Source organism: Sulfitobacter sp. THAF37, from assembly GCF_009363555.1.
Lineage (GTDB): Bacteria > Pseudomonadota > Alphaproteobacteria > Rhodobacterales > Rhodobacteraceae > Sulfitobacter.
Genome location: NZ_CP045372.1, coordinates 2,811,036 through 2,827,687 on the forward strand (window position 1 = coordinate 2,811,036; position 16,652 = coordinate 2,827,687).

18 protein-coding genes and 1 tRNA gene are annotated in these 16,652 nt (G+C 63.3%); 11 read left to right on the forward strand and 8 right to left on the reverse strand.

Annotated elements, in window-relative coordinates:
- Position 1 precedes the first annotated feature (1 nt).
- The 3 genes from typA to FIU94_RS13755 all read right to left on the reverse strand — a co-directional run bounded on the left by typA (position 2) and on the right by FIU94_RS13755 (position 2,722).
- Positions 2-1,819 carry a translational GTPase TypA gene (gene typA / locus FIU94_RS13745; RefSeq protein WP_152466325.1) on the reverse strand — a complete coding sequence of 606 codons (1,818 nt, stop codon included), beginning with the start codon at positions 1,817-1,819 and terminating at the stop codon, positions 2-4.
- A gap of 61 nt (positions 1,820-1,880) precedes the next feature.
- On the reverse strand, positions 1,881-2,255 hold the full coding sequence (locus FIU94_RS13750) for a multidrug efflux SMR transporter (RefSeq protein ID WP_152466326.1): 375 nt from the start codon (positions 2,253-2,255) through the stop codon (positions 1,881-1,883).
- A gap of 8 nt (positions 2,256-2,263) precedes the next feature.
- Positions 2,264-2,722 (reverse strand): Lrp/AsnC family transcriptional regulator, encoded by a 459-nt coding sequence (locus FIU94_RS13755; RefSeq protein WP_152466327.1) that lies wholly within the window; start codon positions 2,720-2,722, stop codon positions 2,264-2,266.
- 113 nt (positions 2,723-2,835) lie between these two features.
- On the opposite strand from FIU94_RS13755, the gene FIU94_RS13760 reads away from it, so the two are divergent.
- Complete coding sequence (locus FIU94_RS13760; RefSeq protein ID WP_152466328.1) at positions 2,836-3,042, forward strand: DUF6356 family protein; 207 nt, start codon at positions 2,836-2,838, stop codon at positions 3,040-3,042.
- Between the two features lie 3 nt (positions 3,043-3,045).
- Positions 3,046-3,840 (forward strand): class II glutamine amidotransferase, encoded by a 795-nt coding sequence (locus FIU94_RS13765; protein WP_152466329.1) that lies wholly within the window; start codon positions 3,046-3,048, stop codon positions 3,838-3,840.
- 88 nt (positions 3,841-3,928) lie between these two features.
- On the opposite strand, the gene FIU94_RS13770 is transcribed toward FIU94_RS13765, so the two are convergent.
- From FIU94_RS13770 to FIU94_RS13785, 4 genes are all read right to left on the reverse strand, one after another.
- On the reverse strand, positions 3,929-5,143 hold the full coding sequence (locus FIU94_RS13770) for an NADP-dependent isocitrate dehydrogenase (protein ID WP_152466330.1): 1,215 nt from the start codon (positions 5,141-5,143) through the stop codon (positions 3,929-3,931).
- A gap of 142 nt (positions 5,144-5,285) precedes the next feature.
- Entirely contained in the window at positions 5,286-5,879 is a 594-nt protein-coding gene (locus tag FIU94_RS13775) for an HD family hydrolase (RefSeq protein WP_152466331.1), read from the reverse strand.
- A complete protein-coding gene (locus tag FIU94_RS13780; protein WP_152466332.1) occupies positions 5,876-6,115 on the reverse strand; it encodes a hypothetical protein in 240 nt (79 codons plus the stop codon). The genes FIU94_RS13775 and FIU94_RS13780 overlap by 4 nt, the downstream gene beginning before the upstream one ends.
- A gap of 13 nt (positions 6,116-6,128) precedes the next feature.
- Positions 6,129-6,782, reverse strand: a complete 654-nt coding sequence (locus FIU94_RS13785; RefSeq protein ID WP_152466333.1) for an alpha/beta hydrolase — start codon at positions 6,780-6,782, stop codon at positions 6,129-6,131.
- A 186-nt stretch (positions 6,783-6,968) separates the two neighbouring features.
- Between FIU94_RS13785 and FIU94_RS13790 the strand changes: the two genes are divergently transcribed.
- The 8 genes from FIU94_RS13790 (at position 6,969) to FIU94_RS13825 (ending at position 14,596) form a co-directional block, all read left to right on the forward strand.
- Entirely contained in the window at positions 6,969-7,427 is a 459-nt protein-coding gene (locus FIU94_RS13790) for an Rrf2 family transcriptional regulator (RefSeq protein WP_152466334.1), read from the forward strand.
- A 103-nt stretch (positions 7,428-7,530) separates the two neighbouring features.
- Complete coding sequence (locus tag FIU94_RS13795) at positions 7,531-8,628, forward strand: cysteine desulfurase family protein (RefSeq protein WP_152466335.1); 1,098 nt, start codon at positions 7,531-7,533, stop codon at positions 8,626-8,628.
- A gap of 15 nt (positions 8,629-8,643) precedes the next feature.
- Positions 8,644-10,179 carry a Fe-S cluster assembly protein SufB gene (sufB, locus tag FIU94_RS13800; RefSeq protein WP_152466336.1) on the forward strand — a complete coding sequence of 512 codons (1,536 nt, stop codon included), beginning with the start codon at positions 8,644-8,646 and terminating at the stop codon, positions 10,177-10,179.
- Between the two features lie 95 nt (positions 10,180-10,274).
- A complete protein-coding gene (gene sufC / locus FIU94_RS13805) occupies positions 10,275-11,030 on the forward strand; it encodes a Fe-S cluster assembly ATPase SufC (protein WP_152466337.1) in 756 nt (251 codons plus the stop codon).
- Positions 11,030-12,310, forward strand: coding sequence for a Fe-S cluster assembly protein SufD (gene sufD, locus FIU94_RS13810; protein ID WP_152466338.1), 1,281 nt, complete (start codon positions 11,030-11,032; stop codon positions 12,308-12,310). The genes sufC and sufD overlap by 1 nt, the downstream gene beginning before the upstream one ends.
- Complete coding sequence (locus FIU94_RS13815) at positions 12,310-12,801, forward strand: YIP1 family protein (protein WP_152466339.1); 492 nt, start codon at positions 12,310-12,312, stop codon at positions 12,799-12,801. The genes sufD and FIU94_RS13815 overlap by 1 nt, the downstream gene beginning before the upstream one ends.
- The gene (locus tag FIU94_RS13820; RefSeq protein ID WP_152466340.1) at positions 12,798-13,376 is read left to right on the forward strand and encodes a YIP1 family protein; all 579 of its coding nucleotides are present in this window, start codon (positions 12,798-12,800) and stop codon (positions 13,374-13,376) included. Before FIU94_RS13815 ends, FIU94_RS13820 begins: the two co-directional genes overlap by 4 nt.
- A complete protein-coding gene (locus tag FIU94_RS13825; protein ID WP_152466341.1) occupies positions 13,376-14,596 on the forward strand; it encodes a cysteine desulfurase in 1,221 nt (406 codons plus the stop codon). The genes FIU94_RS13820 and FIU94_RS13825 overlap by 1 nt, the downstream gene beginning before the upstream one ends.
- A 36-nt stretch (positions 14,597-14,632) precedes the next feature.
- Here the strand turns inward: FIU94_RS13825 and FIU94_RS13830 are convergent, their stop codons facing one another.
- The gene (locus tag FIU94_RS13830; RefSeq protein WP_152466342.1) at positions 14,633-16,159 is read right to left on the reverse strand and encodes a peroxidase family protein; all 1,527 of its coding nucleotides are present in this window, start codon (positions 16,157-16,159) and stop codon (positions 14,633-14,635) included.
- A gap of 162 nt (positions 16,160-16,321) precedes the next feature.
- On the opposite strand from FIU94_RS13830, the gene FIU94_RS13835 reads away from it, so the two are divergent.
- A tRNA-Arg gene (locus tag FIU94_RS13835) sits at positions 16,322-16,398 on the forward strand.
- Positions 16,399-16,652 lie beyond the last annotated feature (254 nt).

Sequence of the window (16,652 nt, forward strand, 5' to 3'; positions counted from 1 at the left end):
GTCAGGCGGACTTGGCCATCCGCTTGCGTTCATGCGGATCCAGGAACCGCTTGCGCAGCCGGATCGCGTTCGGGGTGACTTCGACCAGCTCGTCATCGTCGATATAGGCAATCGCCTCTTCCAGAGAGAGGGTGATCGGTGTCGTCAGGCGCACCGCCTCGTCCGTGCCCGAGGCGCGCACGTTGGTCAGCTTCTTGCCCTTCAGCGGGTTCACTTCCAGATCGTTCTCGCGCGAATGCTCGCCGATGATCATACCGGTATAGACGTCGGCCTGCGCGCCGATCATCATCTTGCCGCGCTCTTCGAGGTTCCACAGGGCATAGGCGACGGATGTACCGTTCTCCATCGAGATCAGGACGCCCGCGCGGCGGCCCGGGATCGGCCCCTTGTGCGGCGCCCAGCCGTGGAACACGCGGTTCAACACGCCGGTGCCGCGCGTGTCGGTCAGGAATTCGCCGTGGTACCCGATCAGCCCGCGCGAGGGCACATGGGCGACGATGCGGGTTTTGCCCGCGCCCGCCGGTTTCATCTCGACCAGTTCACCGCGCCGCGCGCCGGTGATCTTTTCAATCACGGCACCCGAATATTCGTCGTCCACGTCGATGGTGGCTTCCTCGATCGGCTCGTGCCGCTCGCCGTCGATGTCCCGGAACAGCACCTGGGGCCGCGAGATCGACAGTTCGAACCCTTCGCGGCGCATGTTTTCGATCAGAACCCCCATCTGCAATTCACCGCGTCCCGCAACTTCGAAGGCCTCGCCGCCCGGCGTGTCGCTGATCTTGATGGCCACGTTGCTCTCGGCTTCCTTCATCAGGCGCTCGCGGATGACGCGGGACTGCACCTTCTTGCCATCACGCCCGGCAAGGGGCGAATCGTTGATGCCGAAGGTCACGGTGATCGTCGGCGGGTCGATGGGCTGCGCCGGGATCGCCTCGGTCACGGACTGGTCGGCGAGCGTGTCGGCCACGGTGGCCTTGGCCATGCCAGCGATGGAAACGATATCGCCTGCTTCGGCCACGTCGATCGCCGTCTGTTCCAGCCCGCGATAGGCGAGGATCTTGGTACAGCGGAAATTCTCGATCAACTTGCCATCGCGCGACATCGCCTTGATCGTCTGGCCCGCCTTCAGGCTGCCGGTTTCGACCCGGCCCGTCAGCATCCGGCCCAGGAACGGGTCGGCGCCCAGCGTTGTGGCCAGCATGGTAAAGGGTTTGTCGATATCCGCCGTCTGTTTCGGTGCCGGGACATGGTCGAGGATCAGCTCGAACAGCGCATCCAGCCCCTTGCGCGGCCCGTCCAGGCTGTGATCGGCCCAGCCTGCGCGGCCCGACGCATACATGGCGGGGAAATCAAGCTGCTCTTCGCTGGCGTCGAGGTTGGCGAACAGGTCGAACACCTCGTCCAGCGCGCGGTCGGGTTCGCCGTCGGGCTTGTCGACCTTGTTGATCACCACGATGGGCCGCAGGCCCAGTTTCAGCGCCTTGGAGGTCACGAATTTGGTCTGCGGCATCGGGCCTTCCGCGGCATCCACCAGCAGGACCACACCGTCGACCATGGACAGGATGCGCTCCACCTCGCCGCCGAAGTCGGCGTGGCCGGGGGTGTCGACGATGTTGATCCGCGTGCCCTTCCATTCGACCGAGGTCGGCTTGGCAAAGATCGTGATGCCGCGTTCGCGTTCCAGATCGTTGCTGTCCATGGCGCGTTCGGTGGTCGCCTGGTTTTCGCGGTAGGTGCCCGATTGCTTGAGCAGTTCGTCCACCAGCGTTGTCTTGCCGTGGTCGACGTGGGCGATGATTGCGATGTTGCGCAGATCCATGAGGTCAGCCTTTTTGCGGAGTTGCGCGCGCCATACCGTGCAGACGCAGCAAAGGCCAGCCCTAAAGCGTTTCGTGCTGTTTTACCGCCGGGTCCAGAGCCGCGTGTGTCTCGGCTGCGGAAAACAGGTGGATCACCAGAATCCCCGCGATGATCAGCGCCAGCCCCACGATTGCGGGCAGGTCAAGCCTCTGGCCGAACAGGAAAAAACCGATGCCCGCGATCAGCACGATCCCCAGCCCGGACCAGATCGCGTAGACGATGCCAACCGGCATCACCTTGAGCGCCATGGCCATGAAATAGAATGACGCACCGTAAAACAGCACCACACCGACCGACGGCCACAGACGCGTGAACTGTTGGCTGGCTTGCAGCGCGGTGGTTCCCAGAGTTTCGGTCAGGATGGCAATGAACAGCCAGACATAGTGCAGCGGCATGAGGGTCCTCACAGGGGCAGGGCGGTGGTTTCCTTGATCTCTTCCATCACGAAGCTGGCAGATACGTCTGACAGCGGAACTTTGCGGATCAGGCTTTGATACAGCCTGTCGTAGTCCGCCATATCCCTTACCTGTGCCCGGATCAAATAGTCCAGATCGCCGGACATGCGATAGACGCCCATGATCTCGGGCAGGGCGCGGGTCGCGGCAGAGAACCGATCCAGCCAGTCGGGGGCATGGGCATTGGTGCGAACCTGGATAAAGACGGTCAGCGGCAGGCCCAGGCGCGCCGCATTCAAGAGCGCGACGCGGCCCCGGATGATGCCGTCCTGTTCCATCTGGCGGATGCGCCGCCAGCAGGCGTTGCGCGACAGGCCCACGGCGGCACCGAGCGATTCAAGCGATTGCTCTGCATCGCGTTGCAATTCGATCAGAATGCGGCGGTCTATGTGGTCAGTTTCACTCATATGACCTGAATGGAGTGAAATTCTCCCACGGACAAGAGTTCTGGTCGAAAATTTGGGAAAAATTCATCCCGGCTGTCGCATAACCTGGTCGCAACCAGACAAAGGAGAGATCTATGATCACGCGCGTATTCCTGGACCATCCGGCCAAGGTCGATGAAACCTTCTTCGAGCACATGATGTTCGCGCTGCGGTTTTCGGGGTTGCTGTTCGCGGCGGCCGGCGCGGCGTTGGTGCATGCGCTTATCCCTTGCCTGTTCGAGAAGACGGCGAGCGGCATCATCGCCCGGCTATACGCCCGTACCCATAATCGGGGGCAGTAACCCATGTGCCGCTGGGCGGCCTGGATGGGCGCGCCATTGTTCCTGAGCGAGATCATTTCGGCGCCGGATCATTCCTTGATCCGCCAGTCGCGCGATGCCACCGAATGCAAGACCGCGATCAATGCGGATGGTTTCGGTCTGGCCTGGTACGACCGGCGGCCGGCGCCGGGGCTTTACCGCGATGTTTACCCCGCCTGGTCGGACCCGAACCTGCGGTCGCTGGCCGAACAGGTGCAGGCGCGGCTGTTCATGGCCCATGTGCGCGCCTCGACCGGAACGGCGACCAGCCGCAACAACTGTCACCCTTTCGTGCAGGGGCGGTGGAGTTTCATGCACAACGGCCAGGTCGGCGGGTTCGAACGGTTCCGCAAATCCGCCGACATGATGATCGAGGATGCGCTTTATCCGCACCGCAAGGGGGCCACGGACAGCGAGGCGCTGTTTCTGGTGGCCTGTGGACTGGGGATCGACACGGACCCACAGGCGGCCATGGCCCGCAGCGTGGCGCGCTTCGAGGCGCTGTCGCGTGCCGAAGGCACAGGCCCGCACATGCGCATGGCCGCGGCGCTGTCGGACGGGCATACGCTTTATGCCCTGCGCTATGCGTCTGACGATCTGGCGCCGTCGCTGTTCTATCGCTGGTGCGCGGACTGGCAGGGCTGGGCCGTCGTCTCCGAACCTTATGACCTGGATCGGACAGGCTGGACAGAGGTGCCTCAGGGCAGTTTCTGCCGGTTCACGCCTGAGGGGTGCGAGATCACCGGGTTCGCACCTGACGGGATGGCACGCGCCGCCTGAAAACGGCCACCCCGGAAAACCCGGCGCATGTTCGCATGATCCACCGGGCAAAAGGAAAGGGCCGCGCTGTTGCGCGGCCCCTGATCGTTCAGCCTGCCAGGGCCTTGTTCAGGTTTTCGTCGACCTTCTCAAGGAAACCCATGGTGGTCAGCCACTTCTGATCCGGGCCGACCAGCAGCGCGAGGTCCTTGGTCATGAAACCGGATTCGACCGTATCGACGACGACCTTTTCCAAGGTCGTGGCAAAGTTGGTCAGGGCCTCGTTGCCATCCAGCTTGCCGCGGTGCTTCAGGCCACCGGTCCAGGCGTAGATCGACGCGATGGAGTTGGTCGATGTCTCTTCGCCCTTCTGGTGCTGGCGGTAGTGGCGCGTGACGGTGCCATGCGCCGCTTCGGCTTCGACCGTCTGACCATCGGGCGTCATCAGCACCGATGTCATCAGCCCCAGCGAGCCGAAGCCCTGTGCCACGGTGTCGGATTGCACGTCGCCGTCGTAGTTCTTGCAGGCCCAGACGTAGCCGCCGGACCACTTCATCGCCGCTGCGACCATGTCGTCGATCAGGCGGTGTTCGTAGGTGATGCCGGCTTCTTCGAACTTGTCCTTGAATTCCTCGTCAAAGACCTGCTGGAACAGGATCATGAACTGGCCGTCGTAGTTCTTGAGGATGGTGTTCTTGGTCGACAGATACACCGGCCAGCCGCGCTGAAGCCCGTAGTTCATCGAGGCGCGGGCGAAGTCCTTGATCGACTGGTCGAGGTTGTACATGCCCATGTAGACGCCGGAGGAGGGCGCCTTGAACACCTCTTCCTCCACCACGGTGCCGTCTTCGCCGACGAATTTCATCGACAGGGTGCCCGGCCCGGGGAATTTCATGTCGGTGGCGCGGTACTGGTCGCCGTAGGCGTGACGCCCGATGACGATCGGCTTGGTCCAGCCCGGCACAAGGCGCGGCACGTTCTTGCAGATGATCGGCTCGCGGAACACCACGCCGCCCAGGATGTTGCGGATGGTGCCGTTGGGCGACCGCCACATCTTTTTCAGGCCGAATTCCTCGACCCGGCCTTCGTCCGGGGTGATGGTCGCGCATTTGACGCCGACGCCATATTTCTTGATCGCTTCGGCGGCGTCGATGGTGATCTGGTCGTCCGTCTCGTCGCGGGCCTGGATGCCGAGATCGTAGTATTTCAGGTCGATGTCCAGGTAGGGCAGGATCAGCTTTTTCTTGATGAAGTCCCAGATGATCCGGGTCATTTCATCGCCGTCCAGCTCGACGACGGGGTTGTCTACCTTGATCTTTGACATGAAGCCTATCCCTTTCGGTTATGAAGATGCGTTGCGTCGCGCATAGCCCAAAACCGCGGCAGGGGAAAGCGGTATACGATAGTATACCGTGCCTTTGACAGATATTTTCCGCGGCCGCCGCCGTCGCGGGCGGTCCCGGCGGTCAGGACGGGTCGCGCACCGCGAAGAAGTCGGCGATCCGCTTGCGCGCATAGTCCCACAGCGCGGGCGCACCAATGGCGATCTTGCTGCCGACCCGGTCGTGAATCTGCTGTTCGGAGACGTTGAAGTCGGTCCAGCTGCCGCCGCCCGAGGCGAGGTTCTGGATCGGCGGCTGGAACCGGTCGAGCGATTTGGCAAATTGCGCGGACGGGGTTTCGGCGGCTTCGAATTCCTCCCAGATCGCGCGCAGGTCATCGCGCTGGTCGTCGGGAAGCAGGCCAAAGATGCGGTCGGCGGCGGCCTGTTCGTCCGCTTCGATCGCGGCATGGTCCAGCGCGCCGAAGATCGGGTTGTCGCCGGCGTCGATCTCGACCAGATCATGCAGGATCAGCATCCGGATCACGCGGTCAATTTCGACCCCGGGTCCGGCCTGATCCGACAGTACGAGCGCGTAGAGCGTCAGATGCCAGGAATGTTCGGCGGAATTCTCATAGCGCGAGCCATCGCAGAGTTCCGTCGCACGGATGGTGTTCTTGAGCTTGCAGGCTTCGACCAGAAAGTCGATCTGCCGGTCGAGACGGGATTTTTCCGTCATGTTTCGGGATGCTTTTCGCGGTGATCCTTGAGTTTCCTGCGCAGAAAGGCGCGGCCCTGATCATTGGCCATCCGGGTGCGGATGGCGGTCAGGAACGCCTCTTCAAGGGTCTGCGAAGAGGCGCCCAGCACGCTTGCGACTTCCATGAACAGCCGGTCTTCACCCGTCTCGCTCTGCACGGCGAGGCATTCTTCGGCCAGCTTGTTGGCCATGTCGATGACAACCTCGTCGGCCATGCGGATGCTCCTGTCAGCGGCTGGTTTCGGTCAGGCGGCGTTTGACGTAGTCGGTGGTGGAGCCGATCAACTGATCCATGTAGGGTTCTTCAAAGAAGTGGCCTGCGCCCTCGATCTGTTCGTGTGTGATCGTGATACCCTTCTGCTCGTGCAGCTTGCTGACCAGGCTGACGGTATCCGCGGGCGGCGCCACCCGGTCTGCGGTGCCGTTGATCACAAGTCCCGATGAGGGGCAGGGCGCGAGGAAGCTGAAGTCGTACATGTTGGCGGGGGGCGCAACCGAGATGAACCCGGTGATTTCCGGACGCCGCATCAGCAACTGCATGCCGATCCATGCCCCGAATGAGAAGCCCGCGACCCAGCAATGCTTGGAATTGTTGTTCATCGACTGCAGGTAGTCGAGCGCCGAGGCCGCGTCGGACAGCTCGCCGATGCCCTGATCGTATTCGCCCTGGCTGCGGCCGACACCCCGGAAGTTGAAGCGCAGCACGGTAAAGCCCATGTTGTAGAAGGCGTAGTGCAGGTTGTAGACGACCTTGTGGTTCATCGTCCCGCCGAACTGCGGATGCGGGTGCAGCACGATTGCGATGGGCGCGTCGCGTTCCTTTTGCGGATGGTAGCGGCCTTCGAGGCGGCCTTCTGGTCCGGGAAAGATGACCTCTGGCATGGGCGTCCCTGTGTGCGGGTTCTAATGTCTGGGCAGGTTGGCGCGGTCTATAGTTGACGACTTCACTCAGGCACTTTAGAACGGTTCTAATTCTGATCGGCCGGCAGGATGTACCGGGTCGGGAATGCATGTATGCGCATCGCGCGTCCGCGTCAATCAATGCGGGCAGAATGAGGACGACGAAACATGAAGCTGTCGACGAAGGGACGTTACGCAATGGTCGCCCTGGCCGATATCGCGCTTCAGCCCGGCGACAGGCTTGTGTCGCTGGGCGACATCGCCGAACGGCAATCCATCTCGCTGCCCTATCTTGAACAGCTTTTCGTCAAGTTGCGCCGGGCGGAACTGGTGTCTTCGGTCCGCGGCCCGGGCGGCGGCTACCGGCTGGCGCGGCCTGCGGCGGACATTCGAGTGGTGGATATTCTGGCGGCTGTCGACGAGAAAGTCGATGCGATGCACAAGGGCGCGGGCGCGTCGGGCGGGCTTTCGGGCAGCCGCGCGCAATCGCTGACGAACCGGCTGTGGGAGGGGTTGAGCGCGCATGTCTACGTGTTCTTGCACCAGACCCGTCTGTCGGACGTGATTTCCAACGAACTGGCACCCTGTCCGGCGGTGCCGAACCTCTTTGCCGTGGTGGATGAATGATGCGGCGTGATCTGAAAGCCGCGCAAGCGCGACACGATTCACGGTTGGCTGGGGGACGCTGTCCCCCAGACCCCCTGGAGGTATTTGGGGGCATAAAGAAGGGATGAGAACCTATCTGGATCATAATGCCACCACGCCTTTGCGGGCGGAAGCGCGGGCAGCCATGGTTGCGGCGATGGATCTTGTCGGAAACCCGTCGTCGGTGCATGCCGAGGGCCGCGCGGCCAAGGGGCTGGTGGAGCGCGCCCGGGCCCAGGTTGCGGCACTGGTCGGCTGCAAGGTGTCGCAGGTGATCTTTACCGGCAGCGCGACCGAGGCGGCGGCGCTTGCGGTCGCGCAGAAGGCGCGGCACGGCGGGACCTTTGCCGCCCTGCCGACGGAGCATGACTGCCTGCGGGTCTGGAGCGAGCAGGACCTGCCGTCGCCCTATGACAGGGCGGGGCAACTGGCGCCCGACTGGCGCGCGGCGCTGCCCGACGGGCTGGTGGCGGTGTCCGCCGCGAACGGCGAGACGGGTGTGATGATGCCGGGCGGCACGGTCGCGGGCAGTGGGCGGGGACACTCCGTGATCAGCGACATCACGCAGGTCGCGGGCAAGATGCCCGTTGTCTACCAGGACGAGACCCCGTCCTATGCCGTTCTGTCGGGGCACAAGCTGGGCGGTCCCAAGGGCGTGGGCGCGCTGATCAACTTTACCGCGTCGGACCCCGAACCGATGCTGCGCGGCGGCGGGCAGGAGATGAACCGCCGCTCCGGCACCGAGAACATCATCGGGATCGCCGGTTTCGGCGCAGCGGCGGAGGCGGCGGCACGGGATGTGGCGGCGGGAACCTGGGACCGGGTCGCGCGGCTGCGCGATCTTCTGGAAACCACCCTTGCGGGCGCGTCAAGGAAGACTATTTTTGTCGGGAAAGGGGGGCCGCGTCTGCCGAACACCTCCTGCATCCTGACCGAAGGCTGGAAGGGGGAAACCCAGGTCATGCAGATGGACCTTGCCGGGTTCGCCATATCTGCGGGATCGGCCTGTTCCAGCGGCAAGGTCAAGGCCAGCAACGTGCTGCGCGCGATGGGTTACGACGACGCGCAGGCCGCCAGCGCCATTCGCGTCTCGCTGGGACCGGAGACAACCGAAGAGGACGTTTTGCGCTTTGCCGAAGGATGGGCCGCGAAACGCGAACGACACGCTGAACGGGCCGCTTGAACGCCCAGAGAAAGGATGATGACCTTGGACATCGTAAAAGAGCAGGACAACGTCAAGGAAGGCGTCGATCAGGAAACCGTTGATGCGGTGCGTGAGGTCGGCGGCAAGTACAAGCATGGCTGGTCCACCGACATCGAAATGGACTATGCGCCCAAGGGCCTGTCGCCGGACATCGTCAAGCTGATCTCGGAAAAGAACGGCGAGCCGCAATGGATGACGGACTGGCGGCTGGAAGCCTACGACCGCTGGCTGACCAAGAAGGAACCGGACTGGGCGATGGTCGATTACCCCGAAATCGACTTTCAGCAGCAGTACTACTATGCCCGGCCCAAGAGCATGGCCGAAAAGCCCAAGTCGCTGGACGAGGTGGACCCCAAGCTGCTGGAAACCTACAAGAAGCTGGGCATCCCGCTGAAGGAACAGATGGTCCTGGCCGGCGTCGAGGGCGCCGAGGACGCGCCTGCCGAGGGGCGCAAGGTGGCGGTCGATGCGGTGTTCGATTCCGTCTCTGTCGGCACGACCTTTCAGGAGGAGCTGAAAAAGGCCGGGGTCATCTTCTGTTCCATCTCCGAAGCGATCCGCGAGCATCCCGAACTGGTGCGCAAGTACCTCGGGTCGGTCGTGCCGGTCAGCGACAACTTTTACGCGACGCTCAACAGCGCCGTGTTTTCGGACGGGTCGTTCGTCTATGTCCCGCCCGGTGTTCGCTGCCCGATGGAACTGTCCACCTATTTCCGCATCAACGCCGAAAACACCGGCCAGTTCGAGCGGACGCTAATCATCGCCGACAAGGGGTCATACGTGTCCTATCTCGAAGGCTGCACCGCGCCGCAGCGCGATGAATCGCAGCTGCATGCCGCCGTGGTCGAGATCATCATCGAAGAGGACGCGGAAGTGAAATACTCGACCGTCCAGAACTGGTATCCCGGCGACGAGGACGGCAAGGGCGGGATCTACAACTTCGTGACCAAACGTGCCGACTGCCGGGGCGACCGGGCGAAGGTGATGTGGACACAGGTCGAAACCGGGTCGGCGGTGACGTGGAAATACCCGTCCTGCATCCTGCGCGGCGACGACAGCCAGGGCGAATTCTATTCTATCGCCATCGCCAACAACATGCAGCAGGCCGATACCGGCACCAAGATGGTGCATCTGGGCAAGCGCACGAAGTCGCGCATCGTGTCCAAGGGGATCAGCGCGGGCCAGGCGCAGAACACCTATCGCGGGCTGGTGTCGATGCACCCCAAGGCGAAGGAATCGCGCAACTATACCCAGTGCGACAGCCTGCTGATCGGCGACAAATGCGGGGCGCACACCGTGCCCTACATCGAGGTCAGGAACAACTCCTCCCGGGTGGAGCACGAGGCGACCACATCGAAGGTGGACGACGACCAGATGTTCTACTGCCGCTCCCGCGGGATGGACGAGGAAGAGGCCGTGGCACTGGTGGTCAACGGTTTCTGCAAGGACGTGCTGCAGGCCCTGCCGATGGAATTCGCGATGGAAGCGCAGGCGCTGGTGGCGATTTCTCTGGAAGGGTCGGTCGGGTAACGGTCAGCCGCGTTTTACGGACCGGTCCCGATGCGGCGACCGGACGGACATCATATACACATGAACGCCCCGACGTGGGGGATGAAGGACAAGACATGCTAAATATCAAAAACCTGCACGTGAAACTGGAAGAAGAGGACAAGCAGATCCTCAAAGGCGTCGACCTGGAGGTCGAGGCAGGCAAGGTCCACGCGATCATGGGGCCGAACGGGTCCGGCAAGTCTACGCTGTCTTACGTGCTGTCCGGCAAGGATGGCTACGAGGTGACTGAGGGATCGGCCGAATTGCTGGGTACCGACCTTCTGGATCTGGACCCCGAAGAACGCGCGGCGGCGGGGCTGTTCCTGGCGTTTCAATACCCGGTCGAGATTCCCGGCGTTGGCAACATGACCTTTCTGCGGACCGCCGTGAACGCGCAGCGCAAGGCGCGCGGCGAAGAGGAGATCTCCGCCGCCGATTTCCTGAAAGAGGTGCGGGCCAAGGCAAAGGACCTCAAGATCGACGCCGACATGCTCAAGCGGCCCGTCAACATGGGCTTTTCCGGCGGCGAGAAGAAGCGCAACGAAATCCTGCAGATGGCCATGCTGGAGCCCAAGATGTGCATTCTGGACGAGACCGACTCGGGGCTGGACGTGGATGCGATGAAGCTGGTGGCGGACGGTGTGAACGCCCTGCGCAGCGAGGGGCGCGGCTTTCTTGTGATCACGCACTATCAGCGCCTGTTGAACCACATCAAGCCGGACGTGGTGCACATCATGTCGGATGGCCGCATCATCAAGACGGGCGGTCCCGAACTGGCGCTTGAAGTCGAGAACAACGGCTATGCCGATATTCTGTCCGAGGTGGCGTAATGGCGCAGGCAGCGGAAAAACCGAACCCCACCGAAACGCGTCTCGCCGGGATGACCCTGCCGGGCAGGGGCTGGTCGGTCGCGGCGCGCGAGGATGCCTTGCGCCGGGTGCGCGACATGGGGCTGCCCGAGCGCCGGGACGAGTATTGGAAGTATACGCGCCCCGATACGCTTACTCAGCCCGACCCTGAACCGGCGGCTGTTTTTGAAAACGACGAGGCGCCGCTGTTTGATGCGATGGACCGGCTGAAGATCGTCTTTGTCGATGGGGTGTTCGACGCCGAAGCTTCGGACGATCTGAGCCTGGAAGGGATCGAAATCGAGCGTCTGGCGGAGGCCGACAGCGATCTGCACTGGGCGCGCGACCTATACGGCACGCTGGAACAAAACGGTCAGGCTCCGGTGGCACGGCCCCTTGCGGCGCTGAACACGGCTTTTGCCACGGACGGGGTGCTGATTCATGTGACCGGCAAGCCCGGCAAGCCGGTGAGCCTGATCTATCGTCACGAAGCGGAGACGTCGGACGCTGTCCTGCACCATGTGGTGAAACTGGACGCGGGGGCGGAGCTGACGGTTCTGGAAAACGGTCCGGCGGCGGCGCGGTTCAACAAGGTGCTTGAAGTGGACGTGGCCGATGGCGCGTCGTTCCACCACGTGCGCGCGCAGGGCCGCGACCACGAGCGGCGGGCGGCCACCCATATCTTTGCGCGGCTGGGCACGGAATCGACCTTCAAGAGCTTCACGCTGACCGTCAACGGTCTGCTCACGCGCAACGAATGCGTGATCGAGCTGACCGGCGACGACGCATCGGCCCATGTGGCCGGGGCCTGCGTCGGCGATGGGGCGTTTCACCACGACGACACGGTCTTTATCACCCATGACGCGGTGAACTGCGAAAGCCGTCAGGTGTTCAAGAAGGTGCTGCGCAACGGCGCAACGGGTGTTTTCCAGGGCAAGATCCTGGTCAAGGCGGGGGCGCAGAAGACCGATGGCTACCAGATCAGCCAGTCGCTGCTCTTGGACGACGACAGCCAGTTCCTGGCCAAGCCTGAGCTGGAGATCTACGCCGACGATGTGGCCTGTTCGCACGGTTCGACTTCGGGCGCGATCGACGAGGACGCGCTGTTCTACCTGCGCTCGCGCGGGGTCCCGCTGGCCGAGGCGACGGACATGCTGACGCTGTCGTTCCTGGCCGAAGCCGTGGAGGAGATCGAGGCCGAGCCACTGCGCGACGAGATCAACACGCGCATGGCTGCCTGGCTGGCCCGCCGCCGCGGCTGATGGCGGCGACACGCGATATCGTGGCCACCTACCGGGGGCCGGGTCAGGTTGTGCGGCGGTTGCTGGGTCAGGGCGCGCGCGAGGACCGGGCGCTGATCTACCTGATGGTCGGCTGCCTGCTGGTCTTTGTCGCGCAGACCCCGCGACTGGCCCGTGAGGCTCATGTCACCGGCGAGGATCTGGGCATGATGATGGGCGGGACGCTCATGGCCTGGCTCTTTATCGCGCCGCTGATCCTGTATGCGGTGGCGGGGCTGAGCCAGCTTCTGGGCCGCGCGCTGGGACGGGGGCCGGGCGGCTATGGCGCCCGGATTGCGTTGTTCTGGGCGCTGCTGGCGTCCACACCTCTCATGCTGCTGTGGGGTCTTACGGCGGGGTTCGTCGGCGAGGGGATCGAGCTGAACACCGTCGGGGCGATCTGGCTGGCGGTGTTTTTGTGGTTCTGGGCCGCGGGATTTGGCGCCGCCGCCCGCGTGGAGCGTGGGCCATGAACCCGGCAATTGGACAGCTGGTGCAGACCAGCCTGCGCGCGCCCCGTGATGCGGCAGGGCAGATCATGGCGCTTGGCCTGACGCGCGAAGTGCTCTGGACCGCGCTTGCGCTGGTCGCGATCTTCAACGCGGCGCTGCTGTATTTCATTTTTCAGACCTCCGAGACCGCCCTTCCGGTGCCGGGTTATGCGGAGCGGCCGCTCGCGCTGTTCGTGATCATCGCGGGTATGATGGTGGTCTATGTGCACGCCATGTATTGGGCGGGCCGGATGCTGGGCGGGTCCGGCACGTTGAACGACCTTCTGGCGCTGGTGGTCTGGTTCCAGATGCTGCGCGCAGCGGCACAGCTGGTCATCATGGTGGTGTCGCTGGCGCTGCCGGCCGCCGGGCTTCTGCTGTCGCTGGGCGTGGCGATCCTGGGTGTCTGGATCTTCCTGAACTTCGTGACCGCGGGGCTGCGGCTGGCCTCGGTCTGGCAGGCGCTGGCTGTGCTCATCGCCGCCGCGGTGGGTCTGATCCTTGGCCTCGGCCTTCTGTTGACGTTAATCGGGCTCGCAGCCCAGGGAGCCACGTGATGTATGATGTGAACGCGATCCGCCAGGACTTTCCGATCCTCGCCCGCGAGGTCAACGGCAAGCCGCTGGTCTACCTCGACAACGGCGCTTCGGCGCAGAAACCCCAGGCGGTGATCGACGCGGTCACGCAGGCCTATTCGATGGAATACGCCAATGTGCACAGGGGCTTGCATTACCTGTCCAACCTTGCGACCGACAAATACGAGGCCGTGCGCGGGACGGTGGCGCGTTTCCTCAATGCCGGGTCCGAAGACGAGATCGTGCTGAATTCGGGCACCACCGAGGGGATCAATCTGGTCGCCTATGGCTGGGCCATGCCGCGCATGGAGGCAGGTGACGAGATCGTGCTGAGCGTGATGGAGCATCACGCCAATATCGTGCCCTGGCATTTCCTGCGCGAACGGCAGGGTGTGAAACTGAAATGGGTAGATACCGACAGCACCGGCGCGCTGGACCCGCAGGCGGTCATCGACGCGATCGGCCCCCGGACCAAGCTGGTGGCGATCACGCATCTGTCCAACGTCCTGGGCACCAAGGTGGACATCAAGGCGATCACCCAGGCCGCCCATGCCAGGGGGGTCGCCGTGCTGGTCGACGGATCCCAGGCTGCCGTGCATATGCCGGTCGACATGCAGGACCTCGGCTGCGATTTCTACGCGATCACGGGTCACAAGCTTTACGGCCCGTCGGGATCGGGCGCGATCTATATCCGCAAGGAACGGCTGGCGGAAATGCGCCCCTTTATCGGTGGCGGCGACATGATCCGCGAGGTCAGCAAGGATGCCGTGACCTACGCCGATCCCCCGATGAAGTTCGAAGCGGGCACCCCCGGCATCGTGCAGACCATCGGGCTGGGCGTGGCGCTGGACTACATGACGGCGCTGGGGATGGAGAACATCGCCGCCCACGAGGACAATCTGCGCGACTACGCGGTGTCGAAACTGGGCGGTCTGAACTGGTTGCAGGTGCAGGGCACGACACCGGACAAGGCCGCGATCTTCAGCTTTACGCTGGACGGGGCGGCCCATGCCCATGACATCTCGACCATTCTCGACAAGAAGGGCGTGGCGGTCAGGGCGGGGCATCACTGTGCCGGGCCCCTGATGGATCACCTTGGTCTGACCGCGACCTGCAGGGCGTCCTTCGGGCTCTATAACACGACGCAGGAAGTCGATGTGCTGGTCGAGGCGCTTGAGCTGGCACACGACCTGTTTGCCTGATCCCGGGGATTACTCCCCGGGACCTGACGCATCGTATCACGCGCTTGGCGTATTCGCCTTCCAGGCCGCTTCGGTCGGCCCGCAGCGCAGGTGTTTGGCAAAGGGCACATCGCCGTAGTGCTTTTCGACAAAGGCGATGATGCCCGCCAGCACGCTTTCGTTGCCGCCAAACCCGTGCCACGGCGCGAAATGCGGCACATGGTAGACGCTGGCCTTGTCGCGTTTCAACAGGTTGGCAAAGACACCCGCGACCAGGGTGCCGCCGACGCCGGTCAGCTTGCCGCCGCCGAACTCTTCGGCCTCCTGCAGGCAATAGAACCACAGCGGAGTCTTCTTGAACCCCTTGTGCTTCAGCGTGTCGGGCACCTCGGGGCGTTTGTCGATGTCGAAATGCGCCGCCGCCATCTGCCCGCTGGCCAGCTCGTAGGTATAGCGGTCGCGGATCATGTTGCGCAGGGCGAGGTTGCGGGACTGATCCAGCGTCAGGGTGTGGTCGATATCCTTGAGGTGAATCCGGTCATGAACGAAGGGCAGGTTGAGCAGCGGCAGCCCCAGCCCGGTGCCCACGGGACGCGCGTGCTGGTGCGTGCCCCCGCCCGTCATATGGAACATCAGATCGTAATCCATATTGGCGCTCTCGGGCCGGGGGCCGAAGCCGAGCGTGGCAAAAAGACCCAGCGGATCGCCGTCCTTGCGCAGCTTGTACTGAAACTGCGTCGTGGCATGGCCGAACCGGTAGGCCGCCCCGTTGAATTCCACCGGCATCACCGGTGCCATCGGGGGCAGCACATCGTGATGCCAGGCCGCGTCGAGACAGGCCTGATCCACAAAGGCCGGCAGCATCTCGTGCCAGACGATGTACTGGTAATGCAGCCGGATAAAGCGGCGGACCTGCTCGAAATCCTCCAGCGATGGCACCACGTGGTCTTTCCAGACCTCCGCATCCATCCCGGCCATCGCACAGGCCTTGATGTCCTTGGCCTTGTCGCCGTCCTGCTGCCGATAGGTCATCAGGATATTGTGCAGCCGGATGAAAATGCTCTGGATCTGGGCCACGATCACGTTCTCGTCGTTGCGCGGATCGCCGATCAGCGCCTTGCCCGAACAGGTCCGCGCGAGGTCGAGATGGTTTTCCTCCCGCCCGAACATCAGGAATTGCTCTGCCGCGCCGTTGCCGTAGAGATGCGGCGAGGCTTCGGGCCCCGCGCCATAGACGCAGTCGAGGTCGAGGTTCGGTGTCCGCACGTTGGCAATGGTCGCCGGATCAATGCGGGACCCCAGCGCGCTGGTGGCATCCAGCGTGATGTCGTGATCGACGAACTGCCCCAGAAAGGTCATCCCGGCCTCTGCCGGCCCGTCGGTCTGTTCATCCTTGCCCATCGTCACCGACAGGTCCGTGAGCGCGTCGATCACGTCGGCGTGGCTGATGTTGTCGATATGCACCGGGTTGCGCTTGAGCATCCGGTCGAGCACGCGGGGAAAGACCGCATTGGGCCCGCTGCCCTCAAGGCATGTCTTTGCGAGTTGATCGAGCCGTGACAGCCCGTGATATTGCTTGGTCATTTCAATCTCCTGGTTACGTCAAATTTTTGGAACAAAATGGCACTGGCTACGAAATTCCCTTAATGCGGGTATCATGCGCCCAAGCGGACCTGTGCATAAGTCCGGAAAACCATACCCGAGGGCATTGCGGGGGCAGGGGGGCTTATGTATAGGAACTGCAGTGGACCATTAGCTCAGCTGGATAGAGCGCTGCCCTCCGAAGGCAGAGGCCAGAGGTTCGAATCCTCTATGGTCCGCCACTCACCGCCGCCGACAGCTTGTTCTTGCCGGGATGGACAGGTCCGCATCCGCCGTTTCCCGGCAGGCTTTGCCGAAGTCCCACGGAATGTCAGAACGCCGACCCTGGTCGGCTCGGTGCGTGATTCAACCTGCGGCGTCCCGGGTCCAGAGAGCGGCGGTCGAACAAGGGATTGGAGAAGGGGCGGATGCCGCTGTCCTTCGGGCGCGCGGCCGTGTCCGCCCGCAGACGGTATTGTCTGCGTGATTTCGGTGC

Bases quoted from the DNA above. Each gene is read 5' to 3' on its own strand.
- FIU94_RS13825 (WP_152466341.1), top strand. From the start codon at position 13,376: ATGTATGATGTGAACGCGATCCGCCAGGACTTTCCGATCCTCGCCCGC.
- sufD (WP_152466338.1), top strand. From the start codon at position 11,030: ATGGCGCAGGCAGCGGAAAAACCGAACCCCACCGAAACGCGTCTCGCC.
- typA (WP_152466325.1), bottom strand. From the start codon at position 1,819: ATGGATCTGCGCAACATCGCAATCATCGCCCACGTCGACCACGGCAAG.
- FIU94_RS13755 (WP_152466327.1), bottom strand. From the start codon at position 2,722: ATGAGTGAAACTGACCACATAGACCGCCGCATTCTGATCGAATTGCAA.
- FIU94_RS13750 (WP_152466326.1), bottom strand. From the start codon at position 2,255: ATGCCGCTGCACTATGTCTGGCTGTTCATTGCCATCCTGACCGAAACT.
- FIU94_RS13785 (WP_152466333.1), bottom strand. From the start codon at position 6,782: ATGCCAGAGGTCATCTTTCCCGGACCAGAAGGCCGCCTCGAAGGCCGC.
- FIU94_RS13815 (WP_152466339.1), top strand. From the start codon at position 12,310: ATGGCGGCGACACGCGATATCGTGGCCACCTACCGGGGGCCGGGTCAG.
- FIU94_RS13790 (WP_152466334.1), top strand. From the start codon at position 6,969: ATGAAGCTGTCGACGAAGGGACGTTACGCAATGGTCGCCCTGGCCGAT.
- FIU94_RS13765 (WP_152466329.1), top strand. From the start codon at position 3,046: ATGTGCCGCTGGGCGGCCTGGATGGGCGCGCCATTGTTCCTGAGCGAG.
- FIU94_RS13760 (WP_152466328.1), top strand. From the start codon at position 2,836: ATGATCACGCGCGTATTCCTGGACCATCCGGCCAAGGTCGATGAAACC.
- FIU94_RS13820 (WP_152466340.1), top strand. From the start codon at position 12,798: ATGAACCCGGCAATTGGACAGCTGGTGCAGACCAGCCTGCGCGCGCCC.
- sufB (WP_152466336.1), top strand. From the start codon at position 8,644: ATGATGACCTTGGACATCGTAAAAGAGCAGGACAACGTCAAGGAAGGC.
- FIU94_RS13780 (WP_152466332.1), bottom strand. From the start codon at position 6,115: ATGGCCGACGAGGTTGTCATCGACATGGCCAACAAGCTGGCCGAAGAA.
- sufC (WP_152466337.1), top strand. From the start codon at position 10,275: ATGCTAAATATCAAAAACCTGCACGTGAAACTGGAAGAAGAGGACAAG.
- FIU94_RS13775 (WP_152466331.1), bottom strand. From the start codon at position 5,879: ATGACGGAAAAATCCCGTCTCGACCGGCAGATCGACTTTCTGGTCGAA.
- FIU94_RS13795 (WP_152466335.1), top strand. From the start codon at position 7,531: ATGAGAACCTATCTGGATCATAATGCCACCACGCCTTTGCGGGCGGAA.
- FIU94_RS13830 (WP_152466342.1), bottom strand. From the start codon at position 16,159: ATGACCAAGCAATATCACGGGCTGTCACGGCTCGATCAACTCGCAAAG.
- FIU94_RS13770 (WP_152466330.1), bottom strand. From the start codon at position 5,143: ATGTCAAAGATCAAGGTAGACAACCCCGTCGTCGAGCTGGACGGCGAT.